This is a genomic window from Ectopseudomonas guguanensis (genome assembly GCF_900104265.1).
In the GTDB taxonomy this organism is placed as follows: domain Bacteria; phylum Pseudomonadota; class Gammaproteobacteria; order Pseudomonadales; family Pseudomonadaceae; genus Aquipseudomonas; species Aquipseudomonas guguanensis.
Map to the genome: position 1 here is coordinate 139784 of NZ_FNJJ01000010.1, position 15105 is coordinate 154888.

Annotated in this window: 17 protein-coding genes; 11 read left to right on the forward strand and 6 right to left on the reverse strand. The window is 63.8% G+C overall.

The window, feature by feature from the left end:
• Position 1: 1 nt before the first annotated feature.
• The 3 genes from BLS61_RS15735 to BLS61_RS15745 all read right to left on the reverse strand — a co-directional run bounded on the left by BLS61_RS15735 (position 2) and on the right by BLS61_RS15745 (position 1662).
• On the reverse strand, positions 2 to 436 hold the full coding sequence (locus BLS61_RS15735; RefSeq protein WP_090432361.1) for a DUF2383 domain-containing protein: 435 nt from the start codon (positions 434 to 436) through the stop codon (positions 2 to 4).
• A gap of 81 nt (positions 437 to 517) precedes the next feature.
• Positions 518 to 982, reverse strand: a complete 465-nt coding sequence (locus BLS61_RS15740) for a ferritin-like domain-containing protein (RefSeq protein ID WP_090432363.1) — start codon at positions 980 to 982, stop codon at positions 518 to 520.
• A gap of 128 nt (positions 983 to 1110) precedes the next feature.
• A complete protein-coding gene (locus BLS61_RS15745) occupies positions 1111 to 1662 on the reverse strand; it encodes an ATP-dependent Clp protease proteolytic subunit (protein WP_090432365.1) in 552 nt (183 codons plus the stop codon).
• Positions 1663 to 2157: 495 nt separating this feature from the next.
• On the opposite strand from BLS61_RS15745, the gene BLS61_RS15750 reads away from it, so the two are divergent.
• Positions 2158 to 2571: a CopD family protein gene (locus BLS61_RS15750; protein WP_090432367.1), complete on the forward strand. Its 414-nt coding sequence runs from the start codon at positions 2158 to 2160 to the stop codon at positions 2569 to 2571.
• A gap of 79 nt (positions 2572 to 2650) precedes the next feature.
• Here the strand turns inward: BLS61_RS15750 and BLS61_RS15755 are convergent, their stop codons facing one another.
• Positions 2651 to 3109, reverse strand: a complete 459-nt coding sequence (locus tag BLS61_RS15755; RefSeq protein ID WP_090432369.1) for a DUF2231 domain-containing protein — start codon at positions 3107 to 3109, stop codon at positions 2651 to 2653.
• A 147-nt stretch (positions 3110 to 3256) separates the two neighbouring features.
• On the opposite strand from BLS61_RS15755, the gene coxB reads away from it, so the two are divergent.
• The 8 genes from coxB (at position 3257) to BLS61_RS23900 (ending at position 9674) form a co-directional block, all read left to right on the forward strand.
• The gene (coxB, locus tag BLS61_RS15760) at positions 3257 to 4144 is read left to right on the forward strand and encodes a cytochrome c oxidase subunit II (protein WP_090432507.1); all 888 of its coding nucleotides are present in this window, start codon (positions 3257 to 3259) and stop codon (positions 4142 to 4144) included.
• On the forward strand, positions 4141 to 6672 hold the full coding sequence (gene ctaD, locus BLS61_RS15765; RefSeq protein WP_090432371.1) for a cytochrome c oxidase subunit I: 2532 nt from the start codon (positions 4141 to 4143) through the stop codon (positions 6670 to 6672). Before coxB ends, ctaD begins: the two co-directional genes overlap by 4 nt.
• Positions 6672 to 7025 (forward strand): hypothetical protein, encoded by a 354-nt coding sequence (locus BLS61_RS15770; protein ID WP_090432374.1) that lies wholly within the window; start codon positions 6672 to 6674, stop codon positions 7023 to 7025. The genes ctaD and BLS61_RS15770 overlap by 1 nt, the downstream gene beginning before the upstream one ends.
• Positions 7016 to 7837, forward strand: coding sequence for a cytochrome c oxidase assembly protein (locus tag BLS61_RS15775; protein WP_090432376.1), 822 nt, complete (start codon positions 7016 to 7018; stop codon positions 7835 to 7837). Before BLS61_RS15770 ends, BLS61_RS15775 begins: the two co-directional genes overlap by 10 nt.
• A gap of 346 nt (positions 7838 to 8183) precedes the next feature.
• Positions 8184 to 8501 (forward strand): hypothetical protein, encoded by a 318-nt coding sequence (locus BLS61_RS15780; RefSeq protein ID WP_090432378.1) that lies wholly within the window; start codon positions 8184 to 8186, stop codon positions 8499 to 8501.
• A gap of 6 nt (positions 8502 to 8507) precedes the next feature.
• Positions 8508 to 8957, forward strand: a complete 450-nt coding sequence (locus BLS61_RS15785) for a hypothetical protein (protein WP_244157966.1) — start codon at positions 8508 to 8510, stop codon at positions 8955 to 8957.
• Between the two features lie 127 nt (positions 8958 to 9084).
• Positions 9085 to 9300 (forward strand): PLD nuclease N-terminal domain-containing protein, encoded by a 216-nt coding sequence (locus BLS61_RS15790; RefSeq protein ID WP_090432511.1) that lies wholly within the window; start codon positions 9085 to 9087, stop codon positions 9298 to 9300.
• A gap of 65 nt (positions 9301 to 9365) precedes the next feature.
• Positions 9366 to 9674 carry a hypothetical protein gene (locus BLS61_RS23900; RefSeq protein WP_244157967.1) on the forward strand — a complete coding sequence of 103 codons (309 nt, stop codon included), beginning with the start codon at positions 9366 to 9368 and terminating at the stop codon, positions 9672 to 9674.
• A gap of 192 nt (positions 9675 to 9866) precedes the next feature.
• Here the strand turns inward: BLS61_RS23900 and katE are convergent, their stop codons facing one another.
• Positions 9867 to 12005, reverse strand: a complete 2139-nt coding sequence (katE, locus tag BLS61_RS15795) for a catalase HPII (RefSeq protein ID WP_090432380.1) — start codon at positions 12003 to 12005, stop codon at positions 9867 to 9869.
• A gap of 276 nt (positions 12006 to 12281) precedes the next feature.
• On the opposite strand from katE, the gene BLS61_RS15800 reads away from it, so the two are divergent.
• Positions 12282 to 12806, forward strand: a complete 525-nt coding sequence (locus tag BLS61_RS15800) for a DUF4142 domain-containing protein (RefSeq protein ID WP_090432382.1) — start codon at positions 12282 to 12284, stop codon at positions 12804 to 12806.
• A gap of 47 nt (positions 12807 to 12853) precedes the next feature.
• On the opposite strand, the gene BLS61_RS15805 is transcribed toward BLS61_RS15800, so the two are convergent.
• Positions 12854 to 13336, reverse strand: a complete 483-nt coding sequence (locus tag BLS61_RS15805; protein ID WP_090432384.1) for a CinA family protein — start codon at positions 13334 to 13336, stop codon at positions 12854 to 12856.
• 228 nt (positions 13337 to 13564) lie between these two features.
• Here BLS61_RS15805 and glgA point away from each other — a divergent pair, with 228 nt between their 5' ends.
• Entirely contained in the window at positions 13565 to 15100 is a 1536-nt protein-coding gene (gene glgA, locus BLS61_RS15810; RefSeq protein WP_090432386.1) for a glycogen synthase GlgA, read from the forward strand.
• Positions 15101 to 15105 lie beyond the last annotated feature (5 nt).

Sequence of the window (15105 nt, forward strand, 5' to 3'; positions counted from 1 at the left end):
CCTACAGCCGCGCGCGGATCAGCTGTTCGAATTCGACGCTGCGGCTGTTGTGCTCCTGCAGCTGCTGACGAAATTGCGGCGACAACTGCTCGGCCAGCACCTGCTCGAAACCGTGGCGAATCTGCTTTTCGCTGCGCAGCGCCGCGCGCAGGCTGGCCCGGCCACGCTCAGGCAGCAGCGCTGCAGTGAGGCTCTGCCCGAGATGACGCAGTACGCCAGGCAGGCTCGGACGCTGCGCCGGCAGGCCGCCATAGGTGAGTATCTGGGTGTGCAGGCAGTCGATCAGCAACGCGCACTGCTGCTCGCGCTCGCTGAACAGCCGCTGCTGCTCGGATGTACCGGCGTTGCCGGCAAGGCGCCGGTAGCTCATGCTGGCGTCGTGGCTGGTGGTCAGAAGATGGTTGAGCCGGGCGATGGTCTTGTCCAAGGTCGGCATGGGTTGCGCCTCCCCTGCGCTTGCTGAGGTACATGAATGAGCCAGCCGGGTGCGCGCATGGTCGCGCACCCGGTAGGCGGCTCAGCTCTTGGCGCGGGCCACGTCGCGCAGGGCTCTGACCTCGTTGTGGTTATGCAGCACGCCCTGATACTGACGCTCGACCATCGTGCGAATCTCCGGCGGCAGGTTCTGGGTCAGGGCTTCGCTGTAGCGCTCCTTGGCGACGTCCTCGCCGCGTTCGGCTTCGTTGAGGATGGCCTCCTCATCCTTGCCGGTGATCAGCGATTTCAGGTCGACCCAGCGGCGATGCAGGTCAGCGCTCACGCTGGTGCTGTCCTCGGGCTCGCCACCCAGTTCCAGGACGGTACGTTGCAGCTCCGCCGCCGCTTCGCCGCACTGCCGCGAGCGTTGCGAAAACAGCTGCTTCAGGTCCGGGCGCTTGACGTCCTCGGCGCAGACCTTGAAGCCAGCCTCGCCGTCCTTGCAGGTTTCGATCAGCTTGTTGAGGGTGCGTACCAGGTCTTTGCGATCGTTTGTGAGATCCATAAGTCGCCTCCGGGCCGGCTAAACGGCCATTGCTTGGTGGTATGTCCCTTGGCGGGGCCTACATGGATTCGGACGCTAAGGCTTCGCTGATCGTTCAGGAAAAATTCCAGGCGGTAGCCGCAACGCGGTCAGGTATGCACGCACCAGTTGACCGCCTCGGCCGGCATGCCCAGGCAGTCTTCGCGATGGATCACCCCGGCTGCCAGCGCCTCTGCGACGTTGAGAATGCGCGGCGCGGACATCAGGCATTGCAGCACGTCGAGCGGTGCCTCGGCGCCGGCCGTGCGCTCGGCGACGATGTCGGCATACAGCTGCAGGTCGTAGTCCAGGCTCATGGCGTATTCGGACATGCGCGCATGGTCCACGGCGCCGTTGACCGTCCAGTGAAAGGGGTGGAACAGGAACTTGCTGTGCGGGCAGGCCGTGCGCGTTTCCCCGGCGAGGAAGATGATGTTGCCCATCGACTCGACGGTGCCGAGGTTGTGTGTCCTGACCGGTATCGGCAGGGAAATCAGGAAGTTGTACAGCGAGAAGCCGTAGCTGCACTCCCCGCCCATGGTGGCGATCTTCAGCACCAGTTCGTCGGCGCCCTGATGAATGGCCTGGCTGCATTTGTCGATCAACTGGCCGCAGGTATAGGAGTTGATCGGTGCGGTGAAATGCACGACGTGGGTTCTCATGATGGTCTCCTTTGCCAGCGAAGCACCTTCGGGTCCGCGCAGGCTGAGGCGTCCGCCCCGCAGCTTGCCGGGGCCTGCGCCTGTCGCCTTGGCACGGGGCCGCTTTGCGCGGCTGTCTCTTGAAGTGAGTGAAAACTCGGCGCCGGGTTTCAATTTTCTGCCCGCCGCCGTTTGTGACGCACGCCGCGACTTCGGTGAAAAAGCTTGAACGCAAGCGCGGTGGCGCAACTCTGTTTGTTTCAGGGGCAGCTTGGCCGGGCCTCACACCTCGGCCTGGCCGGCGCAATAGCGCCACCGAACGAGCATCAATGCTGCCCTCGGGCCGCCGCACCGTCTCCTCCTTCTCCTTGCGGCGGTTCCTTCTTTTTCACCCGGGAGACGATCACGGCCCGTTCTGGACGGCGGCCGAACTCAGACATCCATCAGGCAGTCACACAGTCGTCTGCCCCATCAGGGCCATGTGCTCGAAACGAACGGACGCACGGGAGAGCATCGATGCCACTGCTCAAACTGCTGCATTTCATGGCGCTGATCGTCTGGTGCGGCGCGCTGCTGTACCTGCCCGCGATGATCGCAGCCGGCACGCGCAGCAGCGATGACCTGTTCTACCGCGACCACGCCCACCTTACCCGCACGATATTCAACCTGGCCGCCACGCCTGCCGCGCTGCTGGCCATCGGCTCCGGCACGGCGCTGTTTCTGCGCGAGTCGATCTTCGATGCCTGGCTGATCGTCAAGCTCACCACCGTCGCCGGCATGGTGCTGTGCCATGCCCTGTGCGGCGTGCTGATCCTGCGTATCGAGCGCGTTACCGATCCGTCACTGCGCCGCGATTGCCTGCTGATCGGCCTGCTGCTGGCCGGCCTGATCAGCGCCACGCTGTGGCTGGTGCTGGCCAAACCCTTCTGACCATGGAGTACCCGCGAACATGCCTGCCCTGCCCCGCTCTCTCTACCATCCAGTGGCTGGAAAGCAGGGGGCGGGGTGTTCACCGCGTATCCACCCCGACGCCGTGTTCGTACACCAGGCGCCCGCCCAGGTAGGCCGCCAGACCGATCAGGGCGGCGGTCAGCAGCGACAGGTACAGGCCCCAGCGTTCCATGCCCTGCTCCGGGCCGGCGTAGCGCAGCAGCCAGTTCAGCGAGGCCAGCGACAGCATCATCACGGCGATGATGGCGTGGCACCAGGCGGTGATCTTGCGTCGGATGCTGCCGACCGTGAGCAGATCGACCAGCCCCGCCATGCTCGCCACCCAGCCACCGAAGGCACCGACGCCTGCCAGCCAGATGCTGGCACGCGCCCAGAACGGATCGGCCAGCAGCAGATAGGCGATGTCGGTGGCCACAAGGCCCAGCAGCGCAGCCACCGGAAAGTGGATCATCATCGGATGCAGCGGATGCCCGGCGATGGCCGCGCGACTGATGATAACTTCCTTAATTTCGGCCATCCCGGCCTCCCTGAACAGATGAATGAAGGGGTGAAACGGGAGCGCCATCGGCTGACTCCCCGTTTCAAGTTGACCACGCTGACGCTGGCAGTTCCGTTTCTCGTTGCCTGCCAGGGCCCGCAATCGGCGCTCGACCCTGCCGGGCCGATGGCACGCGAAGTAGCGATCCTGTGGTGGGCGATGTGCGCCTTCGCCACCCTGGTGTTGATCGTGGTGACGGCCCTGTGGGTGCACGCCATGCGCCGCAAGACCCCGCAAATGGATGCCGCGCGGGCACGCCAGCTGACGCTGCGCTGGCTGGTGGGCGGTGGCCTGCTGTTGCCGACGCTGAGCATCGTCGTGCTGCTGGCATTCGGCATTCCCATCGGCCATCGCATGCTGCCCCTGCCGTTGGACGAGCCACCGCTGCGCATCGAGGTGATCGGCCATCAATGGTGGTGGGAGGTGCGCTACCCGGACAGCGGCGTGGTCACCGCCAACCAGTTGCACCTGCCGGTCGGCCGCCCGGTGGACCTCGATGTCAGCAGCGCCGATGTCATCCACTCGTTCTGGGTGCCGCGCCTGGGTGGCAAGATCGACATGATCCCCGGCCGGGAAAACCGCATCCGCCTGCAAGCCGACCGCCCCGGCACCTTTCGCGGGCAGTGTTCGGAGTTCTGCGGCACCCAGCACACGCACATGATCCTCGACGTGCAGGCCCATGAGGAAGAGGACTTCACCAACTGGCTGCAGGCCCGCAGCGACTGGCAGGCCGCCGCCCTGCCCGGTCCTGCCGGCGAAGCCTTCGCCGCGCGCTGCGGCCAATGCCACCGCGTGGCGGGCGTCAGCGAAGGCGATCGTGCCCCGGATCTGAGCGATATCGGCGCGCGCTCGATGCTCGGCGCCGGCGTCCTGAACAATGAGTCGGGTGCGCTGTTGCGCTGGCTGCAGGCGCACCAGCGGCTCAAGCCCGGCAACGCCATGCCGTTGCACGACGATCTCGACCCTGACCACCTCAGTGCCATCGCCGACTGGCTGGAGACCCTGCACCCGTGAGCGAACCAAACAACCCAGGGGTTGCCGACCCCGAGCAACTGCACGATCAGTTCAACGATGTCTGGGGCAACCCGCGCGGCTGGAAGTCGCTGACCATCGTCAATCACACCACCGTCGGCATTCGCTTCATGCTCACCGGGCTAGGCTTCTTCCTGTTCGGCGGCCTGCTGGCGATGCTGGTGCGCACGCAGCTGGCGATACCCGGCTACCAGTTCCTCGAGCCGGACATGTACAACCAGGTGTTCACCATGCATGGCACGGTGATGATGTTCCTCTTCGCCGTACCGATGATGGAAGGCCTGGCGGTCTACCTGATTCCGAAGATGCTCGGCGCGCGTGACCTGGTGTTCCCGCGCCTGTCGGCGCTGGGCTACTGGTGCTACCTGTTCGGCGGGCTGATCCTCTGCGCCAGCCTGCTGCTGGGTATCGCGCCCAAGGCCGGCTGGTTCATGTACACGCCGCTGTCCAGCGCGGTGCATACGCCGGGGCCGAATTCGGATTTCTGGCTGATCGGTATCACCTTCGTGGAAATTTCCGCGGTGTCGGCCGGCGTCGAGCTGGTGGTTTCGATCCTGCGTACCCGCGCCGAAGGCATGGCGCTGAACAAGATGCCGATCTACGCCTGGTACATCCTGGTCATGGCCATGATGATCGTGGTCGGCTTCCCGCCGCTGATTCTTGGCAGCATCCTGCTGGAGCTGGAGCGCGCCGTCGGCATGCCGTTCTTCGAGGTGGCGCGCGGCGGCGACCCGATTCTCTGGCAGCACCTGTTCTGGCTGTTCGGCCATCCGGAGGTGTACATCATATTCCTGCCGGCGGCCGGCATCGTCTCGACCCTGCTGCCGGTGTTCTGCCAGCGGCCGCTGGTGGGCTATCGCTGGGTGGTGCTGGCGATTCTCACCACCGGGTTCATCAGCTTCGGCCTGTGGGTGCACCACATGTTCACCGTGGGCATTCCGCAACTGGCGCAGGCGTTCTTTTCCGCCGCGAGCATGCTGGTGGCGATCCCCACCGGCGTCCAGGTATTCGCCTGGATCGCCACGCTGTGGGTCGGCAAGCCGCGTTACCACGTGCCGATGCTGTGGTTGGTGGGTTTTCTGGTGATCTTCGTCTGCGGCGGCCTGACCGGCGTGATGCTGGCCCTGGTGCCGTTCGACTGGCAGGTGCACGACACCCACTTCGTGGTGGCGCACATGCACTACGTGCTGGTGGGCGGCATGTTCTTCCCGCTGCTGGCCGGCATCTATTACTGGCTGCCGCATTTTTCCGGGCGCATGCCGTCGCTGCGTCTCGGCAAATGGGGCTTCTGGCTGGTGTTCATCGGCTTCAACCTGACCTTCCTGATCATGCACTGGACCGGGCTGATGGGCATGCCGCGGCGCATCTACACCTACCAGTCGGGCCTGGGCTGGGACCTGCCCAACCTGATCTCCTCGGTGGGCAGCTTCATCATGGCCATCGGGATCGCCACGGTGCTGCTGGACATCGTCCTGCATTTTCGCTTCGGCCAGAAAGCGCCGATCAATCCCTGGGATGCCGACACCCTGGAGTGGAGCACGCACCTGCCGCCCAGCGCTTTCAACTTCGTCAGCCTGCCGCCGGTGCGCACCCGTCATCCGATGTGGGAATGCCCGGATCTGGGCGAGCGCATCGACAATGGCGAGTTCGCCCTCACCGTGATCGACCACGGCCGCCGCGAAACCTGGGGCGTCGAGCCGCTGACCGGCAAGGTGCGGGAAATCGTGCATCTGCCCGGCAACAGCTGGCTGCCGTTCGCGGCGTCGGCGTTCATCGCCATCATGTGCCTGGGGCTGCTGAGCAAGTTCTACTGGGTCGCCCTGGCCGCCTGCATCGTCGCAGTCGCGGTGCTGCTGCGCTGGAGCTGGGAAAACGGCGCGCACCCGCTGGCGGCGCCGGATGCGCGGGTACAACCGGGCGAGCCGCCGCTGCACTCGCGCACCTGCGACGGTCCGGGCCTGTGGGGCATGGGCGTGACCCTGTTGGCCAACGGCGCCCTGTACCTGTCGCTGCTGTTCGGCTGGTTCTACCTGTGGACGGTGTCGCCCAATTGGCTGGTGCCGGATGATCCTGTCATCGACCAGCGCCTGCTGCTGGCCAGCGCCGTGGCACTCAGCATCGCGGTGTTCTGGCAGCAGCCGGTGCTCAATCGTCTGCGCCGCGGCCAGGGCGAACCGAGCGCGTTGATCACCTGCTTTGCCGGCGTGGCGTTGCTCGGCGCGCTGCACGCGGCCCTGCTGCTCTGGACGATGCTGGCCGGAGATCTGGCACCGCGCGCCACTGCACATGATGCGGTGATCACCGTGATGCTCGGCTACAGCCTGGTAAACGGCGTGCTGGCCGCCATCCTCAGCGCCCTGCAGGCGCTGCGCGTGCATTACGGTTACGTGTGCAAGCGCACGCCCTATGAGCCGCTGGTGGTGCAGCAACTGTGGCAATACAACCTCGCCGTGCTGTGGATCACCTACTTCAGCGTGGTGCTGTTCCCGCCCACCTTCGGAGGTGCGTGATGCAGCCGTTACGCAGCCCCTACAACCCGGTCCATATCCCGCTCGGGCTGGTGCTCTGGAGCATCTGGTTCGTAGCCATCTACGGCGGCCTGTCGGTAGGTTGTGCGTGGCTGCCGCCAGCGCCGGAACAGGGCCAGTGGACCTGGCTGAACGGATCGCTGGCAGTGCTCAGCCTGCTTACTGCGCTCGCCCTGCTCGGCCTGGCGCGGCTGTTTCAGCTTGCCGGCAGAAAAGACCGCGCCAGCCCGCCCGAACGTTTCGTCGCCCGTCTCGCCGCCGGCGTTAACCTGGTCGGCGCCATCGCCACCGTCTTCGTCGCCATCCCAATCCTGAGTCTGCCGCCATGCCTGTGATCGCCCTCGCCCTGCTCCTGCTCCCCGGCGCTGCTGCCGCCCACGGCCTGCTCGACGGTCATCTGCACCTGAACGAGCGCCTGCCGCTGCTATTGAGTGCCCTGCTGCTGGGCGCCGCCTGGCTGCTGTACATCATCGGTTGTCGCAAGGTCCGCCCGCACGGGCGCGAGGCGCTGTGGATGCACCTGGCGATGATCATCACCGTGCTAGCCGTGTTCGGCCCCATCGATGACTGGGCGGAAACCAGCACCAGTATGCACATGGTCCAGCACATGCTGTTCATGATCGTCATCGCGCCGCTCTGGGCGCTGGCGCGGCCCCTGCCACAGTGGCGCGCGGTGCTCGCCCGCTGGGTGGCGCCGGTCAATGACGCGATCCTGCGCAGTGGCCGTTATCCGGTGGCGCTGGCGATGGTGCACGGGGCGATGATCTGGATCTGGCACACCCCGAGCCTGTACATGCTGGCGCTGGAAAACACCTGGTGGCACGCCATCGAGCACGCCTGCTTTCTGTTCAGCGCCTGGCTGTTCTGGTGGTCCTGCCTGCGCGCCAATCCGCGCCAGGTGCCGCACGCGCTGATGGCCATCCTCCTGACGCTGATGCATACCGGCCTGCTCGGCGCCCTGCTGACCTTCGGCAATGCGCCCTTCTATGGCGAGTCCCGTGACCTGGCCGACCAGCAGCTGGCCGGCCTGCTGATGTGGGTACCGGACAGTCTGGTCTATCTGGCCGCCGCCGGCTGGATCAGCTGGCGCTGGTTGACGCGCATCTGGCGCCGTCAAGTGCGCGAAAACGTCAAGAGTTACCTTTAGCGCATGCTTCGTGCGCGCTAACTACTTGTAAAACTTTTATTCAGTTTTGCCGCCAGCCGCCGGGCGTTTCGGTGAAAGCGTGGCGCCATTTTGGTTCAAGGTATTTTTTCTGACAGTGCGAACCCGTGAACTTATTGCCTTGGCGCAAAGTGCTGTCGGCAAACAATAAACTCAGCACCGTACTTTAAACGGCGCACGCCTCTTTAAAGTTACCCCCAAGCGGCCCGCTAGTTGTATAACTTGAGTAAATGATGTCAATTTGAATTTTTTTTTTACTAATCGTCCCAGCCGTTGGTATGAACTGCATACATCGCTATGGTTCATGAGTGCTATCAAGGAGATGCTCATGAAACATGACTTGGAAAGTATTAGATCGGCGCTGTGCAATTATGAAGTTGATATGACGCCACGGCCGGATGGCAGCATCGTGCTGACCGTCGCCCATAACGAACGACAACTGGTCCGCGTATTGGACGGGAGTTGTTCCACCCAGGAGGTGATCCGACTGATTCATTTCGATATGACCCTGGACGAAGATGGGGCATCGATAAGCGAAGCGGTAAAACACTGCAGCGCCATGCAATTGCCCACCTATTCGCGCGAACCGATATTCCGTACGCGCAGCTCCCGTTTGTGGGCCATGAGAAAGCTCACCAAGGAATGAGGAGATATGCACGTGCCCAGATGCAAGGATTCGGCAACGCTTCGGGACAAGCCCGAAGATCTGATGGGATGGATCGGAAGGCATATGCCCTATCGACACCAGCTGATGTACGAGTGGCCCTACGTAGCGGGGGCGACCTGCCTGGTGGTCCTTCTGGTCTGGCAACCCTTCAAGCCCGCGGCCATTTTCCCGCCCTCCGGTACCCAGAATGCCCAGCGTTCGCTGCAGGAGATCGACACCAACTGCTATCAGGTTCGTAGCCAAGCGCCCAGCGATCAACCTTGCGAGAATTGCGGCAAGGACAAGGTGACAAGTGCAGGGCCAGAACAGGATTTCCAGTTCAGCCGCTCGATCTTCACCTGTCGCGATGTTCAGCATGCGCCGCTGCGTTCTCGAGCAGCGGAAAGACCCTCTAACATGATGATCGAAGTGATCAGATCCAATCACTCCTTCTAGCCGCCTATGGCGTACTCGGGTGGTATTTCCAGTCTTTATCCTGCCTTACTTCGTCGCACCCCGATTGTTTGAGCGAATGATCGGGGTGGCTGTCGACATGCATGACGCCATTCGCCGGAGGCCCGTCATGCCGGACTCGATGATCTATCTCTCCATTGCCGTGGCTGCGCTTATCGTAGTGCTGCATCTTTGGGCAATCATCAGCGTATTTCGCAGTAACCGAAGTGTCGGCAGCAAGACACTCTGGGCATTGCTGATCTGGATATTTCCCCTTGTTGGCCTGATCGCCTGGGTCGTTGCCGGCCCACGGGGCCATAACGGTCATGCTCAACATGGCAAATGACCGTTCGATATGTTCTTCAGTCTGATCAGATATTCAGAACGCAGTTATTTTTATGAAGTTGTTCCTTGTTGGTGCAACGCTATTCTTATACAGATCCAATATGGAGCACTTATGAAATATCGATGCTGTACAGCTTATTGAAACTGCCTGCTCGACTGCGGGCCAGAACAACCAGCCTGGAGCCTCCCGATATGAAAAATGAAACGCCGGTCAGCACTCCGAAAACGCCAGTGGCACGCGCCGACGAGGCGACGCTGGACGACCCAGGCAATGAAGATCCCGGATCGCTGCTCGATGCGCCGGTGCCGCTACGCCCCTCGAGCGGGACGCAGGCCGAGCAGAAAACTGGGCCTGGCGACGGAAAGCCGCGCTAGGCCGTAATACTGTTCACATAAGAAACGGTCGAACACGATCAGTCCCCTCGTCTTTTTGGGGAGGGGAAATCGTCGGTTTCGCGGTGTTTTCGGCCCTCTCCCCCAGCCCCTCTCCGATGAATGGGAGAGGGGAGCAAAACGTGTGCAACCTTAATTGAACAACGCTAGCGCTAGGCCGGGGCCTTTGCTTGCTCAAGCCGGGATGCTCTTGGCGCGTGCCTCCCGTGCCCAGATGCGATGCTGCTTGAGCGCCGTCTCGAAGCGCATGTACAGCGGGTCGAAGGCGTCGCCGCAGAGCATGCCGTCGTCCTCCTGCAGGCCCAGCATGACCGCAAGCTGAGTGGCATCGCCGCTGAGTGCGATGGGTTTGAGGTGTTTGTAGGCCTCCAGCAGGTAGTGCTTGGCAACGCCGTCATCCTGCAGTGCCTTGAGCACGTACTCGCCACCGGGCACGAACACCGCGTCGACGGTGATCGAAGGCTCCGTGGCGAAGCTGCCGTCAGGCTGCATGGGCTGGCCGTCCGAATCCTTCAGGGCTGCCGCCGAGGGCGCCAGCAGTTTGGCTACGGCGCCAGCGCTTTCCAGCATCTTCTTCAGGCTGCCGACCTCGTCGGCCTTGCAGCCGGGCGTGAGCAGGATGGCGACACGGCGTCCGCGAATATCGCCAGGCAGCAGATTCATCTGGCTCAGCGCCGGGGAAACCTGCGCCTTGCCTTCCAGCGTCGGCGTCTCGGTGCTGTCCAGGTCGATGCCCAGGTTCTGCGCGACGCGCAGCGCCAGCAGCGGGTCGATGTGGGCGAGGATTTCCTTCACCTGGCGCTCGCGAATGTACAGGCGCTCGACCTTCGACAGCTCGAAGCTGTAGGCATCGACGATGTGCTGCTGCTCGGTCTCGCTCATGCTGCGCCAGAACATCGTGGCCTGGGAAAAGTGGTCGGCGAAACTGGGCGAGCGCACGCGAATCTTGGTGCCGTGCACTGGCTCGGGATAGGAGGCGTAGCCGCCTGCGCTGGGCGCCGGCGGCGTTTCACGCGGCCAGTTGCCGTCGATCGAGTTCGGTTCGTAGGAAGCTCGGCCGCGATTGATCTGCTGACGGTGCGGTGCGTCGCGCTGGTTGTTGTGAAACGGGCACAGCGGGCGGTTGATCGGGATTTCATTGAAATTGGGACCGCCCAGGCGCAGCAGCTGGGTGTCGGTATAGGAGAACAGACGGCCCTGCAGCAGCGGGTCGTTACTGAAGTCGATGCCCGGCACCACGTGACCAATGTGAAACGCCGCCTGCTCGGTCTCGGCGAAGAAATTGTCCGGGTTGCGATTGAGCACCATGCGCCCAACCACGCGTACCGGCACCAGCTCCTCGGGTACCAGCTTGGTCGGGTCGAGCAGGTCAAAGCCGAAGCTCTGTGCGTCTTCCTCGTCCATCACCTGCAGGCCCAGTTCCCATTCCGGGTAAAGACCGCGCTCGATGTCTTCCCACAGGCCGCGGCGGTGGAAGTCCGGGTCCTTGCCGGCGAGTTTCTGCGCCTCGTCCCATACCAGCGAACAGACCCCGGCCTTGGGCCGCCAGTGAAACTTCACCAGCTTGCTCTGACCCTCGGCGTTGATCAGGCGGAAGCTGTGCACGCCAAAGCCCTGCATCGAGCGATAGGCGATGGGAATGGCGCGGTCGGACATGGTCCAGAGCACCATGTGCGCCGACTCCGGGGTCAGCGAGACGAAGTCCCAGAAGGTGTCGTGGGCTGACGCGCCAGTGGGGATCTCGTTGTGCGGTTCGGGTTTGACCGCATGCACGAAGTCGGGGAACTTGATCGCGTCCTGGATGAAGAACACCGGCATGTTGTTGCCCACCAGGTCGAAGTTGCCCTCCTCGGTGTAGAACTTCACGGCAAAGCCGCGCACGTCGCGCACCGTATCGGCCGAACCACGCGGCCCCTGCACGGTGGAGAAACGCACGAACACCGGAGTGCGCTTGCCGGCTTCGCTGAGAAAGTTGGCGCAGGTCAGGTCGGTGGCCGGATCGGTGACCTCGAAGTAGCCGTGGGCTGCCGAGCCGCGCGCGTGCACCACGCGTTCGGGAATGCGCTCGTGATCGAAGTGGGTGAGCTTCTCGCGCATGATGAAATCTTCCATCAGCGTCGGGCCGCGCTCACCGGCGCGCAGGCTGTTCTGATTGTCGGCGATGCGCACGCCGGTGTTGGTGGTCAGCGCCTCACCGGTGGCGTCCTCGCGGAACTGGTCCAGCTGTTCGAGCTTGGCGTTGCTGTTGCCTCGGTCGAGCGTATCGCTGCCGGCCATCTGGCTCTGCTCGGTGGGGTTCGGTTGCTTGCTCATGGGCTACTCCCGGCTGTTGGGGGCACGCATAGGGCCGCGCGCTTGATTTGTCGGTGGCCATGCCAGGCATGGCGGCCACGCAGGCGACGAGGGTCGCTACGGATAATTTTTGAGGTGGGCTGGCGCTGCTTCGTTCGACCTGAATTTTCCTTCGTAGCCAGCGGCTTGCAGCCGGCTCGCTTGGGCTGGCGCGGTTTCGCTGGGGCAAATTTGTCCTGAACTTCGCCTTCGTCTGGGCCTTCTACCCCTGTGAACACATACCCAGGAGGAACCACCATGCTTGCATTGAAACCACTGGCCCTGTTGGCCGCTGCCGCCTTCGCCATCTGCGCCGTCAGCAACCTGCAGGCCGCCGATCAGACGCAATCGATCAGCAGCGAAGATTTCGTCGAGGAGGCTTCGGCCAAGGGCGTCGCCGAGATCGAAACGGCCAAGCTGGCGCTGGAGAAATCGCAGAACGAAGCGGTCAAGGGTTTTGCCCAGATGATGATCGACGATCACCGCCAGGCGAATCAGAAACTGGCCGATCTGGCCAAGAGCAAGGACCTGGAAGTCTCCGACGATGCCGAGCTGCTCAACCAGGCCAAGGCCCTGGTATTGAAAATGCGCGGTGAGGCCAGCTTCGACAAGGCCTACATGAACAATCAGGTGGTCGCACATCGCGAATCCATCGAACTGTTCCGTCGTGGGGTGAATGTCGACGACGCGGAAATCGCCGCCTTCGCTCGCGAAACCCTGCCCAAGCTGGAGCAGCATCTGCAGCGCGCCGAGCAGCTCAACGGTCAGTTGCCGGAGCAGTGATCAAGCCCCTGCCGGGCCGCCGTTGCGGTCCGGCAGCGCCTTCGCCGTCAGACCTGGCGCAGGCGTTCGTAGTAATAGGACAGCTGCGTCAGGGCGTAGCGCGCTGCCTTCTCGCGGACCTCGTTGCGCTCTCCGCTGAACTGCACCGTCTCGCTGACGATGCCCTGGTGCTGCTCGAGGCGAATCGCACAGGCGATGCACTGCACGCCATCCATCTCCCCTTCCGCTTCCGCCAGTCCGGTATTGGCCAGGACGATGTCGGCGTCGCTGCGTTGCAACGCACCCAGTGCCATCTCTCGTGCCACCTCCTCGCTGGTCAGGCCGAAGCGTTCGATGGTGTCCGGGTTTACCCCCAGGCAGCGCTGCTTGGCCTGCGGCGAATAGGTGACGAATGCGCAGTCGAGCACCTGGCCGCTGCCGGGCACGTCCGCCACCAGCGAGCTGATCAAGCCCGCCGTACAGGACTCGGCAGTGGCCAGGCGCAGCTTGTACTTGCTGAGAAAATTAACCACCTGCTCGACGCTATGCATCTGTCGTTCTCCTCGACCTTGCCTGTTGAGCTCTGTGGAAGGGTCTGCGGCGAGCAAAGTTCAACCTTTCACGCTGCGCTTGCCCAGTAAAAAAAAGGTCGAACCTTTGTGGCCATCGCCCCGTCAGGAAAAGGGTAAGGGGAAATTGCCGATTTCTCGTCGGTTCCCCCCAGGCTCTCGCCCCCTGGCGAGTCGTCCTCAGGATCACACCCCCATCTGGAGAGAGACATGGCAAGTGCTGCAGCCTCCGCACATATTCCGTCCACGCCCGAGCTCTGCTCAGCAGCCAGACCACCCCTGCAGATGCACAGCGAACACCCCGAGCGAAAGCGCGTGTTGTTCGTGACCTCGGAGTTCGCCGACCTGATCAAGTGCGGCGGGCTCGGTGACGTTTCCGCCGCGCTGCCGCGTGCCCTGTCGCCCCAGCACGACATGCGTCTGCTGATCCCTGGCTACCGACAGATCGTCAACAGCGGGCGGCCGATCCGCATCGTCGGGCAGGTGCCCGGCATCGCCGCGCTGCCGCCCTGCCAGATCGGCCGCATGGATCTGGCCGACGGGCTGATCGTCTACGTGCTGCTCAACCACGCCCTGTACGAGCGTGATGGTTCGCCCTACGTGGATACCCACGGCCGCGACTGGGCCGACAACCACATCCGCTTCGCCCGCCTCGGCCTGGCCGCGGCGGAAATCGCCGCGGGCGATGCCGGCATCCAGTGGCGCCCGGAGCTGGTGCATGCCAATGACTGGCCCGCGGCGATGGCGCCGGCCTACATGGCCTGGCGCCAGGTCGCCGCACCCTCGGTGCTGACCATTCACAACCTGGCCTACCAGGGCCTGTGCGACATGCGCTGCGCCAGCGAGCTGGCGATCCCTGAGGCGGCCTGCGGCGTCGACGGTCTGGAGTTCTACGGCCAGCTGTCGTTCCTCAAGGCCGGCATCGCCTATGCGCGGCACGTGACCACCGTGAGCCGCCGCTATGCCTGGGAGATCACCACGCCGGAACAGGGCTGCGGCCTGGACGGCCTGCTGCGTGCCAAGGTGCTGGGCAACCAGCTCAGCGGCATCGCCAATGGCATCGACGAAAGCTGGCACCCGGAAAGCGACCCGCACCTGCTGCAGGGGTTCAGCGTCGGCGACTGGGCGGGCAAGCAGGCCAATGCCGAGTACGTGCGGCGCTGGCTGAACCTCGATGCCGACGGCCCGTTGTTCGCCGTGGTGTCGCGCCTGGTGCATCAGAAAGGCATCGATCTGACCCTGGAAGTGGCCGAGCACATCGTCGCCCGTGGCGGTCGCATCGGCGTGATCGGCCAGGGCGAGCCGGCCCTGGAAGCAGCGATGGCCGACCTCGGCAGGCGCCACCGCGGCCGCATCGGCGTGCACATCGGCTTCAACGAGAGCGACGCCCGGCGCCTGTACGCCGGCAGCGACTTCCTGCTCATGCCGTCGCGCTTCGAGCCCTGCGGTCTCAGCCAGATGTATGCCCAGCGCTATGCCTCGCTGCCCATCGCGCGCTGCACCGGCGGCCTGGCGGACACCATCGAGGATGGCGTCAGCGGCTTCCTCTTCGACGCGCCCTGCGCCGCTGCCTATCGCCAGGCCATCGACCGCGCCCTGCAGGTCTTCGAACATCCGCAACTGCTGGAGGCCATGCGTTGCCAGGCCATGCGCACCCCGCTCTACTGGCGCCAGTCGGTGCAGGCCTATGACCGCCTGTTCCAGCGCCTGCTGAGCCCGGTCAGCGCGCGTCGGGCGCTGTGCTGATGTAC